The sequence below is a fragment of the Streptomyces sp. DSM 40868 genome (assembly GCF_011820545.1).
In the GTDB taxonomy this organism is placed as follows: Bacteria; Actinomycetota; Actinomycetes; order Streptomycetales; family Streptomycetaceae; genus Streptomyces; species Streptomyces eurythermus.
In genome coordinates, this window is sequence record NZ_CP050504.1 from 3,804,539 (window position 1) to 3,822,263 (window position 17,725).

14 protein-coding genes and 1 riboswitch are annotated in these 17,725 nt (G+C 72.3%); all 14 genes read right to left on the reverse strand.

Features of this window, described 5'->3' with window-relative positions:
• Nucleotides 1-189: 189 nt before the first annotated feature.
• The 14 genes from HB370_RS17135 to HB370_RS41930 all read right to left on the reverse strand — a co-directional run bounded on the left by HB370_RS17135 (nt 190) and on the right by HB370_RS41930 (nt 17,591).
• Nucleotides 190-1,569: an NAD(P)/FAD-dependent oxidoreductase gene (locus HB370_RS17135; RefSeq protein WP_078637680.1), complete on the reverse strand. Its 1,380-nt coding sequence runs from the start codon at nt 1,567-1,569 to the stop codon at nt 190-192.
• A 444-nt stretch (nt 1,570-2,013) separates the two neighbouring features.
• Nucleotides 2,014-2,955, reverse strand: a complete 942-nt coding sequence (locus tag HB370_RS17140) for a Ppx/GppA phosphatase family protein (RefSeq protein ID WP_030788167.1) — start codon at nt 2,953-2,955, stop codon at nt 2,014-2,016.
• Nucleotides 2,952-3,488, reverse strand: a complete 537-nt coding sequence (locus HB370_RS17145) for a DUF501 domain-containing protein (RefSeq protein WP_030788169.1) — start codon at nt 3,486-3,488, stop codon at nt 2,952-2,954. Before HB370_RS17145 ends, HB370_RS17140 begins: the two co-directional genes overlap by 4 nt.
• A gap of 28 nt (nt 3,489-3,516) precedes the next feature.
• Nucleotides 3,517-3,993, reverse strand: coding sequence for a septum formation initiator family protein (locus HB370_RS17150; RefSeq protein WP_030788171.1), 477 nt, complete (start codon nt 3,991-3,993; stop codon nt 3,517-3,519).
• Nucleotides 3,994-4,093: 100 nt separating this feature from the next.
• Nucleotides 4,094-5,374, reverse strand: coding sequence for a phosphopyruvate hydratase (gene eno, locus HB370_RS17155; protein WP_030788173.1), 1,281 nt, complete (start codon nt 5,372-5,374; stop codon nt 4,094-4,096).
• A gap of 367 nt (nt 5,375-5,741) precedes the next feature.
• Entirely contained in the window at nt 5,742-6,500 is a 759-nt protein-coding gene (locus tag HB370_RS17160) for a transglycosylase family protein (RefSeq protein ID WP_030788174.1), read from the reverse strand.
• Nucleotides 6,501-6,505: 5 nt separating this feature from the next.
• Nucleotides 6,506-6,681, reverse strand: a riboswitch (cyclic di-AMP (ydaO/yuaA leader).
• 183 nt (nt 6,682-6,864) lie between these two features.
• Nucleotides 6,865-7,989: a transglycosylase family protein gene (locus HB370_RS17165; RefSeq protein ID WP_030788176.1), complete on the reverse strand. Its 1,125-nt coding sequence runs from the start codon at nt 7,987-7,989 to the stop codon at nt 6,865-6,867.
• Nucleotides 7,990-8,157: 168 nt separating this feature from the next.
• Nucleotides 8,158-9,447: a cytochrome P450 gene (locus HB370_RS17170; protein WP_030788178.1), complete on the reverse strand. Its 1,290-nt coding sequence runs from the start codon at nt 9,445-9,447 to the stop codon at nt 8,158-8,160.
• 118 nt (nt 9,448-9,565) lie between these two features.
• Nucleotides 9,566-10,606, reverse strand: a complete 1,041-nt coding sequence (locus tag HB370_RS17175) for a nucleoside triphosphate pyrophosphohydrolase (protein WP_051816017.1) — start codon at nt 10,604-10,606, stop codon at nt 9,566-9,568.
• A gap of 187 nt (nt 10,607-10,793) precedes the next feature.
• The gene (locus HB370_RS17180) at nt 10,794-11,444 is read right to left on the reverse strand and encodes a SurA N-terminal domain-containing protein (RefSeq protein ID WP_030788185.1); all 651 of its coding nucleotides are present in this window, start codon (nt 11,442-11,444) and stop codon (nt 10,794-10,796) included.
• Between the two features lie 151 nt (nt 11,445-11,595).
• Complete coding sequence (locus HB370_RS17185) at nt 11,596-12,423, reverse strand: glycoside hydrolase domain-containing protein (protein ID WP_030788188.1); 828 nt, start codon at nt 12,421-12,423, stop codon at nt 11,596-11,598.
• A gap of 70 nt (nt 12,424-12,493) precedes the next feature.
• On the reverse strand, nt 12,494-14,029 hold the full coding sequence (locus tag HB370_RS17190) for a serine/threonine-protein kinase (protein ID WP_030788191.1): 1,536 nt from the start codon (nt 14,027-14,029) through the stop codon (nt 12,494-12,496).
• Nucleotides 14,026-14,745 carry a hypothetical protein gene (locus HB370_RS17195; protein ID WP_167512989.1) on the reverse strand — a complete coding sequence of 240 codons (720 nt, stop codon included), beginning with the start codon at nt 14,743-14,745 and terminating at the stop codon, nt 14,026-14,028. The genes HB370_RS17190 and HB370_RS17195 overlap by 4 nt, the downstream gene beginning before the upstream one ends.
• A gap of 158 nt (nt 14,746-14,903) precedes the next feature.
• A complete protein-coding gene (locus tag HB370_RS41930; protein ID WP_244405541.1) occupies nt 14,904-17,591 on the reverse strand; it encodes an N-6 DNA methylase in 2,688 nt (895 codons plus the stop codon).
• Nucleotides 17,592-17,725: the final 134 nt, after the last annotated feature.

The following is a 17,725-nucleotide window of genomic DNA, read 5'->3' on the forward strand; positions in this document are numbered from 1 at the left end:
ATGCCAACACCACGTAAACACACGCGGGGCCCGGCCGTAGTCCCCACGCCGTGTTGTGACTGGGTAAAAAGCAGGTACGCGTCAGAAGCCCCCCGCCCGGCGGCACTTGGGTGCCGGACAGCCCGAAGGGGCCGCCCGCACCACGGATGGCAGGCGGCCCCTTCGGGCTCGGAACGGGTGACCGGGAGGTCAGGAGGCCTTGGCCTTCTCCTCCGGCTTGGCGGCGGCGACCGGCGCCGGCTTGGCGGCCTCGTAGAACTCCTCGCGCGGGTTCTCCATGGCGCCGAGGGAGACGACCTCGCGCTTGAGGAACATGCCGAGGGTCCAGTCGGCGAAGATCCGGATCTTGCGGTTCCAGGTCGGCATCGCCAGACCGTGGTAGCCACGGTGCATGTACCAGGCGAGACGGCCCTTGAGCTTGATCTTCATCTTGCCCATGACGATCATCGCCACGCCCTTGTGCAGGCCGAGGCCGGCGACGGCGCCCTTGTTGGCGTGCTCGTACTCCTTCTGCGGGAAGCCCCGCATACCGGAGACCACGTTGTCGCCGAGGACCTTGGCCTGGCGCAGCGCGTGCTGGGCGTTCGGCGGGCACCAGGCGTTCTCGTTGCCCGCCTTGCGGCCGACGAGGTCCGGGACCTGTGCGTTGTCACCGGCGGCCCAGATGTAGTCCGTGCCCTTGACCTGGAGCGTGGGCTCGCAGTCGACGTGGCCGCGCGGGCCGAGGGGCAGGCCGAAGCGGGCGAGGGCCGGGTTCGGCTTGACGCCGGCCGTCCACACGATGGTGTTGGCGTCGACCTCAAGGCCGTTCTTCAGCACCACGTGGCCGTCGACACAGGAGTCCATGGAGGTGGAGAGGTAGATCTCCACGCCCCGGCTCTCCAGGTGCTCCTTGCCGTACTGGCCGAGCTTGGGGCCGACCTCGGGGAGGATCTTGTCGGCGGCGTCGACGAGGATGAAACGCATGTCCTCGCGGGACACGTTCTTGTAGTACTTGGCCGCGTCCCGGGCCATGTCCTCGACCTCGCCGATGGTCTCCGCGCCCGCGAAGCCGCCGCCGATGAAGACGAAGGTGAGCGCCTTGCGGCGGATCTCCTCGTCGGTCGTGGAGTCGGCCTTGTCCAGCTGCTCCAGAACGTGGTTGCGCAGGCCGATGGACTCCTCGATGCCCTTCATGCCGATGCCCTGTTCGGCGAGGCCGGGGATCGGGAAGGTGCGGGAGACCGCGCCCATGGCGATGACCAGGTAGTCGAAGGGCAGCTCGTACGCCTCGCCCACCAGCGGGGCGATCGTGGCGACCTTGCGGTCCTGGTCGATGGTGGTGACCCGACCGGTGAGGACCTCCGCCTTCGGCAGCACGCGTCGCAGCGGGACGACGACGTGGCGAGGGGAGATGCTGCCGGCGGCGGCTTCGGGGAGGAAGGGCTGGTAGGTCATGTACGACCGGGGGTCGACGACCGTGACGGTCGCCTCGCCGTAGCGCATCTTCTTGAGGATGCGCCGAGCTGCGTACAGGCCTACGTACCCACCGCCTACTACGAGGATCCTGGGACGCTCCGTGGTGCTCATGCCATCGAGTATCCACCCGCCCCAGGGGGGTCGCTCGTGCGCCCCTTCACAAGAACCGACAGGCCCTGTGTTAAACTCCGCGACCCGCGTGACCGAGGTCATGCGGCCGGGCGGGAACCGCGCGGCGGTTCGCCCCGTTGTCAAGGCCGCGTGAGCAGCCTCTCCGGAGTCGCGGGGTGGTCGTGAGCGTGTCGTGACACCTCCGGGACAACCTCCTCCAGGGCCCGTTCGCGCCCTTCATCTGAACATGTTCAAACGGCCGTTAACGCCCCGGAAGGGCCAACCGGCCCCGTTCGGGGGACCCCCGGGCCCCAATTCCTTGTGAAGAACTTCACGAACTTTTCCGGCCGCACGCGACGGAGGGCCCCCGAGGGGGCCCTCCGGGCCGCTCAAACGTTATCCAACCTGCTCAGCGGTCGGCTACCGGTGAGTAACAAAAGAGACCTACGCCACCGACCAGGCGATGCCGTCCAGGATGTCGTGCTCGCTCACCACGACCTCCTCGGCGCCCGTGCGCTCCATGATCGCGAGCAGGACGAGGGCGCCCGCGCCGATGACGTCGACCCGGCCCGGGTGCATGGACGGGACGGCGGCGCGCTCGGCGTGCGTGGAGCGCAGCAGCCACTCGGTGATCTCCTGGACGCGATCCCGGGAGATCCGGGAGTGGTGGATGCGCGCCGAGTCGTACTCGGGCAGCTCCTGGGCGATCGCGGACACCGTGGTGACGGAGCCGGCCAGGCCCACCAGGGTGCGCGCCTCGCGCAGCGGGACCGTCCGCTCGGCGAGGTCCAGGGCGGTCTCCACATCGGCCCGTATGGCGGCGATCTGCTCCCCGGTGGGCGGGTCGGAGACCTCGCCGCCGTGCACCAGGTGCCGCTCGGTCATGCGCACGCAGCCGATGTCCACCGACCGCGCGGCGCGCACCCGGTCGTCGCCGACGACGAACTCGGTGGAGCCGCCGCCGATGTCCACCACCAGGTAGGGCCGGGCGAGGTCGGTGCGGCCGGTGAGTTCCTTCGTCGCGCCGGTGAAGGAGAACTCGGCCTCCTGGTCGCCGGTGATGACCTCCGGCTCCACCCCGAGGATGTCCAGCACGCCGCGCACGAACTCCTCGCGGTTCTCGGCGTCCCGGGAGGCGGAGGTGGCGACGAAGCGGATCCGCTCGGCGCCGTGCTCCTTGATGATCCCGGCGTACTCGCGGCAGGCGGCGAAGGTGCGCTCCAGCGCCTCCGGGGCGAGCCGGCCGGTGCGGTCGACGTCCTGGCCGAGCCGCACGATCGTCATCCGGCGGTCCAGCTCGGTCAGTTCCCCGGTCGCCGGGTCGGCGTCGGCGACCAGCAGCCGGATGGAGTTCGTACCGCAGTCGACGGCGGCCACACGGGTCACTTCGCGTCCTCCTCGGGGGTGTCGGCGGTCACGCACGCGCCCTTGCGCCACCACTCCGGCAGCATCGCCAGGGCCTCGTCGCCGAGCGGGTTCACGCCCGGGCCGGCGGCCAGCGAGTGGGCGACGAGGACGTGCAGGCACTTCACCCGGTCGGGCATGCCGCCCGCGCTCGGGAAGCCCTGCAGGACCTCGATCTCGTCCCGGCGCCGGATGTAGTCCTCGTGCGCGGCCCGGTAGGCGGCGGCCAGCTCCGGGTCGCTCTGGAGCCGCTCGGTCATCTCCTTCATCACGCCGTTCGCCTCCAGCGTGCCGATGGCGGAGGACGCCTTCGGGCACGTCAGGTAGTACAGCGTCGGGAAGGGCGTGCCGTCGGGCAGGCGCGGCGCCGTCTCCACGACGTCCGGCTGACCGCACGGGCAACGGTGCGCGATGGCCCGAAGGCCCCGCGGCGGGCGGCCCAGCTGCTGCTTGAAGGCCTCTACGTCCGCGTCGGTGGGCTCGGTGCGCGGAGTGGGCGGCGGAGGGGTTTCCATGACTGGCTGTCGGAGACTTTCTGTCGGTTCACTGGTCGGAGGCGTCGGACTTGTCGACGCCCTCCCAGACGTTCGCGTACCAGGGCCGGCCGGCGGCCCCGAGGTCGGCGCGGGACTGCTTGGCCGCGCCGGGGTCGACGACCACGTACCCGGTCTCGCCCGGCCGTACGTAGTGCAGCCGGCGGCGGATCTGCTGCTCGGCGTAGGCGTCGTCCTGCCAGCGCGCCTTGAGGTCCCGCAGCTGCTCCACCCGTTCGCGGGCCTGCCGCTGCTCGCGCTGGAGGTCGGCGATCTCCGCCCGCTGGGAGACGTACTGCCGCATCGGGTAGGCGAGGGCGACGACCATCGTGCACAGCACCAGCGCGAGCAGCGCCGCCCGGCCGGTGAGCCGGGAGCGGCGGGCCTGCCGCTTGGTCTGCGAGCGGTAGACGCGGGCCGCGGTCTGCTCGCCGAGCAGCCTGATCCTGGTCGCGGTGGAGAACCGGTCACGGTCCTTCACGCCCATCTTCCCCGCCTCCCGTCACACGCGCGTACGTCCCCGGACACGGTACGGGACCGGGTACGGGGACGTACGTACGACTGGCTAGGACTTAGCCCAGGTTGGGTCAGCCCTTGAAGCGCGGGAAGGCGGAGCGGCCCGCGTACACCGCGGCGTCGTCGAGGATCTCCTCGATGCGCAGCAGCTGGTTGTACTTGGCGACGCGCTCGGAGCGGGCCGGGGCGCCGGTCTTGATCTGGCCGCAGTTGGTGGCGACGGCCAGGTCGGCGATGGTGACGTCCTCGGTCTCGCCGGAGCGGTGGGACATCATGCACTTGAAGCCGTTGCGCTGGGCCAGCTCGACGGCGTCCAGGGTCTCGGTCAGCGAGCCGATCTGGTTGACCTTGACCAGCAGGGCGTTGGCGGCGCCCTCCTCGATGCCCCGGGCCAGGCGCTCCGGGTTGGTGACGAACAGGTCGTCGCCGACGAGCTGGACCTTGTCACCGAGCTTGTCGGTGATGGTCTTCCAGCCCTCCCAGTCGTCCTCGAAGAGCGGGTCCTCGATGGAGACCAGCGGGTACGCCTCGACCAGCTCGGCGTAGTACTCGGTCATCTCGGCGGCGGTGCGGTTCTTGCCCTCGAAGACGTACGAGCCGTCCTTGTAGAACTCGGACGCGGCGACGTCGAGCGCCAGGGCGATCTGCTCGCCGGGGGTGTAGCCGGCCTCCTTGATCGCCTCCAGGATGAGGTCGAGGGCCTCACGGTTGGAGCCGAGGTTCGGGGCGAAGCCGCCCTCGTCGCCGAGGCCGGTGGACAGGCCCTTGTTCTTCAGGACCTTCTTCAGGGTGTGGTAGACCTCGGTACCCCAGCGCAGGGCCTCGGAGAAGGACTCCGCGCCGATCGGGGCGATCATGAACTCCTGGATGTCCACGTTGGAGTCGGCGTGCGAGCCGCCGTTCAGGATGTTCATCATCGGCACCGGCAGCAGGTGCGCGTTCGGGCCGCCCAGGTAGCGGAAGAGCGGCAGGTCGCTGGCCTCGGAGGCGGCGTGGGCGACGGCGAGCGAGACGCCGAGGATGGCGTTGGCGCCGAGGGAGCCCTTGTTGTCGGTGGCGTCCAGGTCGAACATGGCCTGGTCGATCAGGCGCTGCTCGGTGGCGTCGTAGCCGACCAGCTCGGGGCCGATCTGCTCGATGACGGCGAGGACGGCCTTCTCGACGCCCTTGCCCTGGTAGCGGTTCGGGTCACCGTCGCGCAGCTCGATGGCCTCGAACGCGCCGGTCGAGGCGCCGGACGGCACGGCGGCACGACCCGTGCTGCCGTCGTCGAGGCCGACCTCGACCTCGACCGTGGGGTTGCCTCGGGAGTCCAGGATTTCCCGGGCTACGACGACGTCGATGGACGGCACGAGCATCTCCTTCTTGGATGTGACGCTGGAAGTGCGGGGCTGGTGTGCCTTGCGACTAGAGCCTAACCGTCCCGGGCCGCTCGGCCGTCGACCGACCGCCCCGTGGACAGAGCGACGGTACCTTTTGTTTCTACTCGAAACAAAGGGGGTCGGGGCATTTCCCGGCCGGGAACACCGGGCCGGACGCGGAAAACCCCGCCCCGGCGCGTACGGGGGAACACGCGCCGGGGCGGGGAGCCCTTGGGGACGGGGGTGGCCCGCACGGGGCCTTGGGGGACCGCCCGCAGGTGCGGGGCCTGGGGGCCTCGGGGGGCGCCCTGGGGGGCCCGGGCGCCCGCCGGGATGTGCGGGCCGTGGCCCCGGAGGGTTACTTCAGGTGGAGCTGCTGGCCCGGGTAGATGAGGTCGGCGTCCTGGACGATGTCCTTGTTCAGCTCGAACAGCTTCTCCCAGCCGCCCGCGACCTTGTGCTCCGCGGCGATGGTGCTGAGCGTGTCGCCCTCGACGACCTTGTACTCGCCGTCGCCCTTCTTGACCTTCTTGCCGGTCGGGGTGGTGACGGTCTTGCTCGCGCCGCCGGTGCTCTTGCCCGAGCCCGTGCCGTTGCTCGTGGTCGTGCTGTTGCTCGTGCTCTTGCTCGTGGCGGCCGGGCGCTCGGCGGAGCGGGAGGCGGCCTGCTGGTCGGCCGAGCGGGTGGTGGTGCCCGAGTCCTGGGTGGACGGGGCGGACGGCGCCGGGGCGGAGCCGTTGTAGGGGGTGCTCGACAGGCCCGTGCCGCAGACCGGCCAGGCGCCCTTGCCCTGCGCGGCGAGGACCTTCTCGGCGACGGCTATCTGCTGCGACTTGCTCGCCTTGTCGGCGGTGGCGGCGTACTGCGTGCCGCCGTACGCGGCCCAGGTGGAGGCGGAGAACTGCAGACCGCCGTAGTAGCCGTTGCCGGTGTTGATGGACCAGTTGCCGCCGGACTCGCACTGGGCGACCGTGTCCCACTGGGAGGCGGTGGCGGCGGAGGCGTTGCCGGCCGCCATCAGCGGGGCGGCGACGGCGGCGCCGGTGACACCGGCGAGCGTGACGGCGCGGACGGCCTTGGACGGACGACGGTGCTTGCCCTTGCCGGAAAACAGCATGGATCGATTCCCCTCACCGACGCCTACGAGGTGAGCTGTCGGGTTCGGGCCGGTTGAGTTGCCCGGCCGCGTCCGACGCTTTCGCGTGAACGCGGCTTCACCCCCAGCCGGTCCCAGCCTCAACTGCTGGGCCCGGCACTTACCTTGGGTCCCCCGCTCCTGCCTACGGCGCTTGACGCGACGACTGTTCCCGGGCGACCGCCGGCAGGATTCGGCGTGGCGGAAGCCGGGGCTCGCGGTGACGAGCGGCCTCGACCGTAGACAGGTGATCGCCGAGATTTCAAAGACGATCAGGGCTTCTGAGACTCATCCCACACTTTCGCCAAACCGGACATTAGGGCGTTAAGCGGGACGTCAATTCCCGCTACTTCGCGCCCGTTTCGCCCTGGACATCCAGGGTCTGACCGGCGGTGATGTGGTTCGGGTCGGCGCCGATGGCCTTCTTATTGCCGTCGTACAGCGCGCGCCATCCGCCGTCGACGTCAAGGGAGTCGGCGATGGAGGACAGCGAGTCGCCCTGGCGGACGGTGTAGGTGTCCGGTTCGCGGGAGGCGTGACGTCCGGACGTCGTCCCGTTCTGACCGTTTGTCAGGCTTTCGTCCGCGCTCGGACCCCGGTGACGTCCGCCGGTGGCGACCGCGCCGGTGTCGACCAGGCTCCAGGACCCGGCCGCCTGCTGCGGGTTGCTCACGGTCCCGGCGTCCGGGGTGGCCGTCGGGGAGCCGCCGGGGTACCGGGTGTTTCCGGTGCCGGGCGTGGGGAACTTGTCGGACTCGGTGGTGTCGGTGCCGGTGGAACCGGGGGTCTCGCCCGCGCCCTTGTCCGCCGCCTTGCCCGCGTCTTCGCCGGTGTCCTTGCCCGTGCCCTTGTCACCCTTGTCGGCCTTGTCGCCCTTGTCCTGCTTGGTGGACGGCGTGCCGGTCGGGGTCGAGGAGGGGGCGGTCTCCGGGTCGGCGGTGGAGCCGGTGGAGGGCGACGCGTCCGGCGTACCGGACGGATCGGAGGTTCCGGGGGTTCCGGACGTACCGGAGCCACCGGCCGATCCGGACGCATCCGACGAACCGGTGGTGTCGCCGGAGCCGCCGACGCCCGTGTCGACGTCCATGGACCCCGAGTTCCGCGTGAGGCCGGACAGCAGGGCGCAGGTGGCCCAGGGGGCGGTGCCCCGGGCGGCCAGGATCTTCTCGGCGACGGCGATCTGCTGCTGGCGGCTGGCCTGGTCGGGGCTGGCCGCGTACTGGCCGCCGCCGTACTTGTCCCAGTCGTCCTGCGAGATCTGCAGGCCGCCGTAGTACCCGGTGCCGTTGTCCGCGCTCCAGGAGCCGCCGCTCTCGCACTCGGCCACCTTGTCCCACGTGGTGCCGTCGGCCGCGTTGGCGCTCGCCGCGCCGAGGAGCGGGATGGCGATGGCGGAGCCGGTCACTCCGGCCGCGACGAGGAGGGCCGGAGCCTGGCGGGGGCGACGGTGTCGACCGTTCCCGGAGAGCATGCAGAAGCCTTTCGAGCGACAGCAGGACCGGCGCGGCGGTTGGAGCCGCTCGCCGCGCTGATGGGTGAACGTATCGGCAGACGATCACTTGTCACAAGTTCATGCCGCACAGATCACGTGAAGATCACAGAGTTGAGAAAGTGTCACCTTCCTCTGGAGGGCCTGTGTTCAGGCGGGCGGCGTGAACTCCACCGGCAGGGTGCGCAGGCCGCGCATGATGAGCCCCCCGCGCCAGCGCAGATCGGCCGGATCGGCGGCCAGCCGCAGGTCGGGCAGGCGGGTGAACAGGGTGGCCAGCGCGGCCTGGCCCTCCAGCCGGGCGAGCGGCGCGCCCAGGCAGTAGTGGATGCCGTGGCCGTACCCGAGGTGCTGGTTGTCGCGGCGGCCGAGGTCCAGTACGTCCGGGTCGGCGAACCGCTCCGGGTCCCGGTCGGCGGCGGCGAGGACGACGAGCACCGGGTCGCCCGGCGCTATGTCCTGCCCGCCGATGGTCAGCGGCTCGGTGGCGAACCGCCAGGTGGCCAGCTCCACCGGGCCGTCGTAGCGCAGGAGTTCCTCGACGCCCGTCTCCAGCAGGTCCCGTTCGCCGCGGGCCAGGGAGTCCTGAAGCCGGGCGCGCTGGCCGGGGTGGGTGAGCAGGGCGTAGGTGCCGTTTCCGATGAGGTTGACGGTCGTCTCGAAGCCGGCGAACAGCAGGATGAAGGCCATGGCGGCGGCCTCGTTCTCGGTGAGGTGCTCGCCGTGGTCGGAGGCGCGGATGAGGCCGGAGATGAGGTCCTCGCCGGGCTCGGGCGTGGCGGACAGCGCCTCGCGCTTCTTGTGGATCAGCTCGGCGAGATAGCCGCGCATCTTCTTCACGGACCGCGCGACCCCTCCCCTCGGTCCTCCCCCGTGCCGGATCATCATGCCCGCCCAGTCCCGGAAGTCGTCCTGGTCCTCGCGCGGGACGCCGAGCAGGTCGCAGATGGCGTAGATGGGCAGCGGGAAGGCGAACTCGTGGATGAGGTCGGCGGAGCCGGTCTTCTCGAACCGGCCGATGAGCTGGTCGGTCAGCTCCTGCACCCGGGGGGCGAACTCGGCGACCCGGCGCGGGGTGAACGCCTTGCTGACCAGCCTGCGCAGCCGGGTGTGGTCCGGCGGGTCGATGTTCAGCAGGTGCGTCATCAGCTCGGCCTTGCGCTCGCCGGGGATGCCGGTCTTCCCCTTGGCGTGCGCGGGCTCGTCGTGGTGGGCCGGGTTCTTGCTCAGCCGCTGGTCGGCCAGGGCCTGCCGGGCGTCGGCGTACCGGGTGACCAGCCATGCCTCGACTCCGCTCGGCAGCCGGGTGCGGTGCACGGGGGCGTGTTCGCGCAGCCAGGCGTAGGCGGGGTAGGGGTCGGCGGCGAACTCCCACGTGAAGAGGGCGGGGGCCGGCTGCTCGGCGGGGGCCGGCTGGTCGGGGTGGTGCTGGTCGGTCACTCCTCGACCGTATCCGGCGCGGCGGGTGTCCCGCCGGGCGCCTTCCGGGCGGCGGGGCGGCCCCGGCGGGCGGCCTTGCGGTACCGGGGGGAGTCCGGGGTGCCGGAGGGCGTTCCGCCTACGCCTCGTCCTCCTGTCCGCCGTCCGTCGTGCGCGCCGCCTCGGTGTCCTTGATCGCGTCCCGGTACACCCGGGCCGCCGCCCGCAGCGCCGCCTCCGGGTCGACGCCGTCCGCCTCGGCGGCGACCGCCAGCGCCAGCAGCTCGTACCCGATGCCCTCGCCGCGGGGCAGGGGCACCTCCAGGCCCGCCGTACGGACGCGGGAGGCGAGCTTGGCGGCCAGGGCCAGGCCGGGCTGGCCGAGCGGGACGCCCTCCGTTATGGAGGTGCGCCGCTTCTCCTCGGCCTTGGTGCGCAGCCAGTGCTCCGCGACGTCCTCCGGGGTCTCCGCCCGCTCGTCGCCGAAGACGTGCGGGTGGCGGTGGATCAGCTTGGCGACGATGCCACCGGCCACGTCGTCGACGGAGAACGGCGCGTCCGGGTCCTCCTCGGCTATCCGGGAGTGGAAGACGACCTGGAGGAGGACGTCGCCCAGTTCCTCGCGCAGCTCCTCGCGGTCGCCAGCCTCGATCGCCTCGACCAGTTCGTATGCCTCCTCGATGCCGTACTTGGCCAGGCCCTCGTGGGTCTGCCGGGAGGACCAGGGGCACTCGGCGCGAATGCGGTCCATGACCTGCACCAGGTCCAGCAGGCGGGCACCGGGCAGGTCGTAGGAGGCGGGGAGCAGCTCCAGCTCCGGCATCGCGACCCGGCCGGACCCGGCCAGCCGGGCGAGGCCGTCGGTGAGCTCCGGTTCGCCCTCACCGGTGGCCACGACCACCACCGTCCGTCCGCCGGCACAGGCGTCGACCAGTTCCCGCGCGGTGGGGGACGCCTCCGTGACCGCTATCCCGGCCTCGCGCAGATACGGCAGCTGCGGGTGCGCGCCGTCCGCGCACAGCACGGTGTCGGCGGTGCGCAGGGCCTGCCAGGCGGGCCAGGACAGCAGGCCGGGGGCGACGCGGTGGCTGGTGGTCAGCAGGACCACGCGGCCGGGGGCGGATTCCCGGCCGGGGGCGGGGCTGGGCTCGGGGCGGGCTTCGGCGCTGGATTCGTTCACGATCCGAACGTAACCCACGCCGCGCAAGGGTGGACCGAGTTATCCACAGGGCCCAGACACTCGTGCGATCGTACGACCGGAGATTCCGCTTCCGGTTCCGCTTCCGCTTCCGCTCCGCTTCCGCTCCGGTTCCGCACCGGCTCTGGCTCCGGTTCCGCACCGGGCCGCCGCCCCGCCCGCTCCCCGCCTACGTCGTCACCGGCTGTCCGCCCGCCGCCGTGACCTCCCGTACCCAGGGCGTCTTGGCGTCCACCCGGCTGCTCTTCTGCACGTCCCAGGAGCCGTAACGCGGGTTGAGGTCCACGTGGAGCTCCGTGGACGCCTTGGACAGGGCCTGCCAGAACGCGGGCTGGCTGGTGTCGGTGCCGAGCTCGGCGGCGAGCTTCTGCGCCTCCAGTTGCAGGCGCAGATTGTCGTCGAGGCGGGCCGGTGCGATGCCGTACTTCTGCAGCCAGGCCGTCTCCAGGCCCTTGCCGCCGCCGGCCTGCTGCTCCAGGCCCGCGCGCATCCGCTGGATCTCCGCGCGGGTGACCGTGACGCCCTTGTCCCGGGCGGCGCGGTGCAGCACCCGGTCGAGCACCATGTTGTGCAGGGTGTCCCGGGTGAGACTGCTGGTGGAGGAGACGACCTGCTGGTACTGCGTCTCGTCCGGTACCGCGGCCCGCTGGGCCCGGCGGACCTCCTCGACCCGGCTCTCCAGCTGGGCCACGGTGATCCGCTGCCCGCCGACGACGGCCGCGGCGCCCGGGTGCGCCTCGCTTCCGCAGGCGGTCAGCAGGGGGGCCGCGGCGACGATCGCGGCGGTGAGGACGAGCGCGGTGCGACGGCGGCGGTGCAAGGTGAACCTCCTGGGGGGAGATTGTGCGACGGTGCACAAGGTCTTGCGGTGATCGATGGTAGGCAGTGGGCAGGCCGCGGCCAACCCATTCGACCAACGATTCGCACCCGCTTCGGGCACCGCCGCGCCGCTCGGGGAACGGACCGCCGGGTCAGCCGATGATGGCCACCGGCGCGTCCCAGGAGTCCCGGTCGACGGTCAGCGTGACACCGCCGCGCGTCTCCTTGCTGTTGACCAGGTACTGGTGGCCGCGGCTGTGCGGGGTGAACTGACCGGCGCCCCAGGGCCAGTCCGCCGTCGTCGTGTCCTTCTTGTCGTACAGCGCGTACCAGAGGTTTCCCGGCAGGTCCTTCTTGTCCGCGGCGGTGGCGACGGCCTTGGCGCTGGAGCTGGTGAAGCCGTAGTAGCCGCCGCGGTAGGTCTTGGCGCGCAACGTCTTCGTGAAGGAGCGCACGTACGTCAGAACGGCGTCGTTGCACGCCTTATTCTTGATGTCGTACGCCTCCATGTCGAGGTAGATGGGGCTGCCGGCCTTCATGCCGAGCGCGGACGCCTTCGCCACGGCGTCGTTGGCGTCCTTCGCGCCCAGTGAGGCGGCCGTCGCGGCGGTCAGCTTCTCGGGGCTGGAGCCGGTCTGGCAGGGCGGCTGCGCACCGACGTAGATCGGGATGAGCTTCCAGCCGAGGGAGTTCACCGACTTCACCCACGAGGCGGTGAGGTTCGGCTGGGCGCAGCCCCGGTTCTTGCCGCCCACGTAGACGGCGGCGGCGCCGTAGTAGCCGGTGTGCCATGCCTTCATCGCGGACAGCGACGGCGCGGTGCAGGTGTCGAAGGCGCGGCCGGTGAACGTCTTCTGCGCGGGCCAGGTGGTGGCGGCCATGGAGGTCTGGGCGGCGATGCCGGCCCCGGCGGCCACCACCACGCCGACCGCTCCCCACGCGATGTATCTGCGCTTCTTGGACTGCCGGTGTCCGGCCATGATCCCCACCCCTGTTCGTGTACGGCGGCTCGCGCGCGTGCGCGCGTGCCTGACGAAGCCGACGGACAATCTATCCGCGCACCTGTCCGAGCCACTGGAGGGTGCGCCGGATCTCCACGGCCAGCGGATGACCTGGGCCGTGCAGCCGCTCGACGTCCATCACCAGCCGCGCGAGCGTGTCGTGGGCGGCCGGCCGGTCGCCGAGCGCGAGCAGCAGATGACCGACGCGCCGGCGCACCTCGTGGGCGAGCCCCGGGTCCCCGGAGACGTACTGGTTCTCGTAGTACGGCAGCAGCGCGCGGTACTCGGCGAGCGCCGCCGCCGGTTCGCCCAGCTGCTCCAGGCACTGCGCGGCCTCGTAGCGGTAGCGCAGTGCCTGCGCGTCCGCCTGGCCCGCCTCGGCGGCGCGCTCGTCGGCGAGCCGGCGCAGTTCGGGCAGCGCGCGCCGGTACTGGCTGTCGTCCAGGAGCGTGGCCGCGTACTGCTTGCGCAGGGTGCGTACCACCGGGGAGCGCTCGCCGTGCTGTTCGGCGGCGGCCGGCAGGATCGCGCCCAGGATGTCCACGGCCTGCGTGATACGGCCCTCGCCCAGCAGCCGCTTCACCTCGTCCACGGCGGCGGCGACATCGGGCTTCTCGACCGCCTGCGGCGCGGGCGCGACCGGGGCGGGCTGGTGCGCGGGGATCCGCGCGCGGTCCGGCCAGGGGGCGTGCGGACGCAGGAAGGGGCGCGTGGGATCCAGGGGCGCCCCGGTGGGGGTGCCGCGCTCCGGCAGCAGCAGCGCCAGGTCCTCGTAGACCTCCTGCGCGGACGCGGGCCGGTGCTGCGGGTCCTTGGCCAGCAGGCGCAGCACCAGGGCCTCCAGCGCCTCGGGCACCTCGGGGCGGATCCGGCGCACGGGCAGCGGCGGCTCGTACAGATGCCGGTGCAGCACACCGAGCGCCGTGGAACCGGCGAACGGCACCTCCCCGCTGAGCAGTTCGTGCATCAGCACACCGAGCGCGTACAGGTCGGTGTACGGGCCGACCGCGCCGCCCATCGCCTGCTCGGGCGCCATGTAGGCGGGCGAGCCGATCGGGGAGCCGGTGTGCGTGAGCCGGGTGGTGTCGGTGTCCATCACCGAGGCCACGCCCAGGTCGAGGACGGTGACCGTGCCGTCCTGCTTCACCATCACGTTGCGCGGCTTGAGGTCGCGGTGCACGATCGGCACGGCGTGCACGGCGCTCAGCACGGCGCACAGTTGTGCGGCCACCGCGACCGCCCACGGCCACGGGTACGGGTCGTGCTCGGCGAGGTGGTCGGACAGGTCGGCGCCGTCGACGTACTGCATGACCAGGAACAGCTCGTCGCCCTCGCTGCCCGCGTCGTGCACCGTCACCAGGCCGGGGTGGTCCACCTGCGCGGTGATCCGGCACTCGCGCAGGAACCGGCGGCGCAGCTCGTCCGTCTCCTGGCCCGCCACCTTGTCCGGGCGCAGCAGCTTCACCGCCACGCGCCGGTCCAGCCGCTGGTCGTACGCCGTCCAGACCTGGCCCATGCCGCCCTGCCCGATGAGCGTGGACAGTTCGTAGCGGCCGGCGACGACTCGTCCGGTCGCCACGCTCATCGACCGCCCTCGTGGCCGTCCTGCCGGCGCAGGTAGTCGCTCAGCTCGTCCAGCTCCGCGCGCACCTGCTCGATCCGCGCGGGCGCCGGGGGCCGCGGCAGCGGGGCGGCCGGCGGGGGCGCGGGCACGGGCGCGTACGACGCCGGGGGCGGGGGGTGCGACACCGGGGGCGGGGTGTACGGCGCGCCGGACGCCCGGGGCGGGGCCGGGGCGGCGGGTACGGCCGGGGTGGGTGCGGCGGACGCGCTGGGTACGGCCGGTACGGACGCCGTCGGTGCCGGTGGCGCGGTCGGTACCGTCGTCGCGCCGTAGGCCGCCGCGGGGGGCGGACAGCCGTACGCCGGCACCCCGGGCACCCCCGCGTACACCTGCCGGCGCAGCGCGAAGTGCTGGATGTCCGCGGCCAGGTAGTACGCGATCGAGCCCACGAGGCTGCCCAGCACCAGTATCAGGCCCACATAGCCGCCCGTGGTGTGGATCTCGTCGCCCGGCTCCAGCCCCAGCAGGACGACGGCCAGGATGTCGGCGACCAGCACCGCCACGAACAGCCCCCAGTCCAGCGACCGGCGCGTGACGATCGCCAGCCGCAGCAGCATCGCCCAGGACAGGAAGCCGAGGGTGAGGATCCCGACCGCCACGAACAGCACACGCAGGCAGACCAGCCACGCGGTGTGCGGCGGCTGCGTCACCGGCTGTCCGTAGCCGTGGCCTTGCATGGCTGCTCCCGGTCCTGGAAGGGGGCGTACCGCCCGCCCGGCGGGTCGGCGGGCGCGCGGACCACGCCCCTCGTGCGATGGTCGCTTCGAGCATATGGCCCGGCACGGACAAATGATCGAGGCTGTACCGAACCGTTGTCCGGCCGTCGGCACCGGGATCAGTCCGGTGCCACCGTGCCGTCGGTGAGCCCGTCGTACATCCCGCGCACCAGCTGCTCCCCGAGCCGGCTCGCGTGCCTGAGCGCCCGCTCGAACTCGTCCAGGGCTCGGAAGCGCGCGCCGTAGCGGCGCTGTTCCTCCAGCGGGAGCCGGGGCAGGTGCAGCCGGCGCACGTCCAGCCGGGTCGCCGTGGAGGCGTAGCTGCTGGCCTGCCGGTTGTTGGCGGTACCGCGCAGGAACCCGGCCAGGAACCACGGATCGAGCGCCGTGCGATCGGGGCGCAACAGCACCAGGTTGCGCCCCAGGGCGGCGCCCCCCGTCGCCCCGTCGATCACGCGCGCCACCGCTCCCCCGCCGAGCACGGGTACGACGACGTCGCCCGGCTCGGTCAGCACGGCCTCCTCCTCGCTCTCGGGCAGCGCCCCGGAGGGCGCCGTCCCGGCGAGGACGTCGTGGTCGGTGAGCACCGGCACGCGCGCGTGGCCGCCGTTTCCGCCGGTACGCATCACCAGCGCGCCCCCGCGCGCGAGTTCACCGACCGTGGTCAGCGTCCAGCGCGCGGCCGGTGCCGGGTCGGCGGGCGGCGGGGTGAGGTCCGCGGTCAGGCGCAGGGTCTCCCCCAGGCGTTCGCGCACCCGCGTGAGCTGCTCCGCGCCGTCGGCCACCGCGGCCGGCGGCAGATGACGGGCGGGCGCGAGGTCCACGTCGTCGTCGAGGAGTTCGATCACCGGCACGGAACGGGCGAGGCCGGGCCGCTCCGCGAGCCGCCCCTCGCGCGCGAAGGCACGCCAGGCGTCCAGTACCGCCTCCCGTACCGCCTCCCAGTCCGGACCGCCCCGCGTCTCCCCGGCGAACCTCCCGGTGTCCACGAGCAGCACCTCGGGCGCCGCCGGCGTCCGGTCGGGGCGGCGCAGCACCCACAGGTGCAGCGGGATGTTGTACGGCGGTGCCGCGCCGACCGGCAGCGCGACCACGGCCCTGAGCGCGCCCCGGCGCAGCAGATCGGCGCGGATCCGGCGCCCGGAGCGGCGGGAGGCTGCGGCCGGCGGCATCAGCAGGACGGCGGTCCCTCCGTCGGTCAGCCGCGCCAGCGCGTGCTGCACCCAGGCCAGCTCCGACTCCGTGCGCGCCGGGAAGCCGTACTCCCAGCGCGGGTCGTAGGCGAGTTCGTCGTGGCCCCAGTTGCGCTCGTTGAACGGCGGATGGCACAGCACCGCGTCGGCTTGCAGCCCGGGGTGGGCGTCGGCGCGCAGGGTGTCGCCCACGGCGGCGCGCACGGTGGCCCGGCTGTGCAGCGCCAGCCGCAGCGCGCTGAGCGCGGCGAGTTCGGGCGCGCTGTCCTGGGCGTACAGCTCCTGGCCGGGGCGGGGGTCCACGGCGCGCAGCAGGGCGCCGGTGCCGCAGGCCGGGTCCAGGACGGTACGGGCCGGGCCGGCCAGGTCGGCCATGAGACCAGCCAGCTCGGCCGGGGTGAGCGTGTACTGGCGGGGGTTGGCGTCCAGGTGCCGGCCCAGCAGGAACTCGAACGTCTGCCGGGCGCCGATCTCGGCGGCGAGTTCGGCGGCACCGCGGAGGAGGGGGACGGAGGGGAGGAGTTGGGGGCCGGTGGGGGTGGTCAGGGCTGGGGTGGGGGGTGTGGTGGGCGTGGTGGGTGTGGTGGGGGTGAGGGACGCGGTCGGAATGGTCGGTGTGGTTTGGGGTGGGGTGGGGGCGCCGAGGGTGGTCGGGGTGCTGGGGCTGTCGGCGATGGCTGCCGGGGTGCCGGGGACGGTGCTGTGAACAGTGGATCGGTTGTGAACGGCCGACGCGTTGTGAACCGTTGATTCGCCGTGGGTGGGTGGGGCGTTGTGAACGGATGAGTCGTTGTGCACGGTTGGTGGGGTGTTCACAGTCGGCGCCGCCGGCGAGGAGTTCGCGGCGGGCGCGGTGGATTCGGGATTCACACCAGGGACCACGGGATCCGAGTTCACACCGGCCACCGCCGAACCTGAGTTCACACCGGCTGCCGCCGTACCCGAGTTCACGCCGGAAGCCGTCGGCCCCGGGTTCACACCGGTCGCCGCCGAACCCGAGTTCACAGCGGTCGGCGCGGAACCGGCGTTCACAGCAGGCGGGTTGCTCGGCCCGTTCACACCGGCCTGCTCGAACACTCCGTTCACACCGGCCCGCCCGAACGCCGCGTTCACACCACCACCGGCACCCGCGGCCGCCCCCGCGCCCGCTCTCCCCCTCGCGCCCGCACCGGCACTCGCACTCGCACCCCCAACACCCGTGCCCCGGCGCCCCCGTACGCCCCCCACCCGCGGCGTCAGCACCTTTTCCAGCGCGCCCGGCAGCATCGCGGCCAGCCTCGCGTCGGAGCCGGCGCTCGCGTCGAGCCAGACCGTGGGGCGCTCATGGATCAGCAGCAGCGCGCAGCCGGTGTGCACCAGGGCCGTCAGCGGGCCCTCCGGATGGCCGGCGAGTTGCTGCCAGACACGCTCACGCAGCGGTACTTCCGCGAGTTTCCCCTGCTTGCGCAGCCAGGCCTCGACCTCGGCGAGGGCGAAGGACGGGCTGGTCTCGGTGCCGCCGACCGGCTTGGGGAAATCGGCGTGCCGACGGCGCCAGTTGCTGACGGCGGCCCGGCCCACTCCCGCGAGCCGGGCGATCCCCGCTGCGGTCACCTCTGTCGCGTTGTCCTGCACCGGCTTCGCTCCCCTCGTCCCGTGTGTGCGCCGAGCATACCGGCGTACACAAAGATCCAGGGGTTCACGGGCGTGTACACACCCTCAAGTGTGAACCGTGTTGACTCGGTTCACACGCTCTGCTGTTATTGACC

Bases quoted from the DNA above. Each gene is read 5' to 3' on its own strand.
- HB370_RS17135 (WP_078637680.1), bottom strand. From the start codon at position 1,569: ATGAGCACCACGGAGCGTCCCAGGATCCTCGTAGTAGGCGGTGGGTAC.
- HB370_RS17145 (WP_030788169.1), bottom strand. From the start codon at position 3,488: ATGGAAACCCCTCCGCCGCCCACTCCGCGCACCGAGCCCACCGACGCG.
- HB370_RS17150 (WP_030788171.1), bottom strand. From the start codon at position 3,993: ATGGGCGTGAAGGACCGTGACCGGTTCTCCACCGCGACCAGGATCAGG.
- HB370_RS17160 (WP_030788174.1), bottom strand. From the start codon at position 6,500: ATGCTGTTTTCCGGCAAGGGCAAGCACCGTCGTCCGTCCAAGGCCGTC.
- HB370_RS17165 (WP_030788176.1), bottom strand. From the start codon at position 7,989: ATGCTCTCCGGGAACGGTCGACACCGTCGCCCCCGCCAGGCTCCGGCC.
- HB370_RS17185 (WP_030788188.1), bottom strand. From the start codon at position 12,423: ATGGCCGGACACCGGCAGTCCAAGAAGCGCAGATACATCGCGTGGGGA.
- HB370_RS17190 (WP_030788191.1), bottom strand. From the start codon at position 14,029: ATGAGCGTGGCGACCGGACGAGTCGTCGCCGGCCGCTACGAACTGTCC.
- HB370_RS17195 (WP_167512989.1), bottom strand. From the start codon at position 14,745: ATGCAAGGCCACGGCTACGGACAGCCGGTGACGCAGCCGCCGCACACC.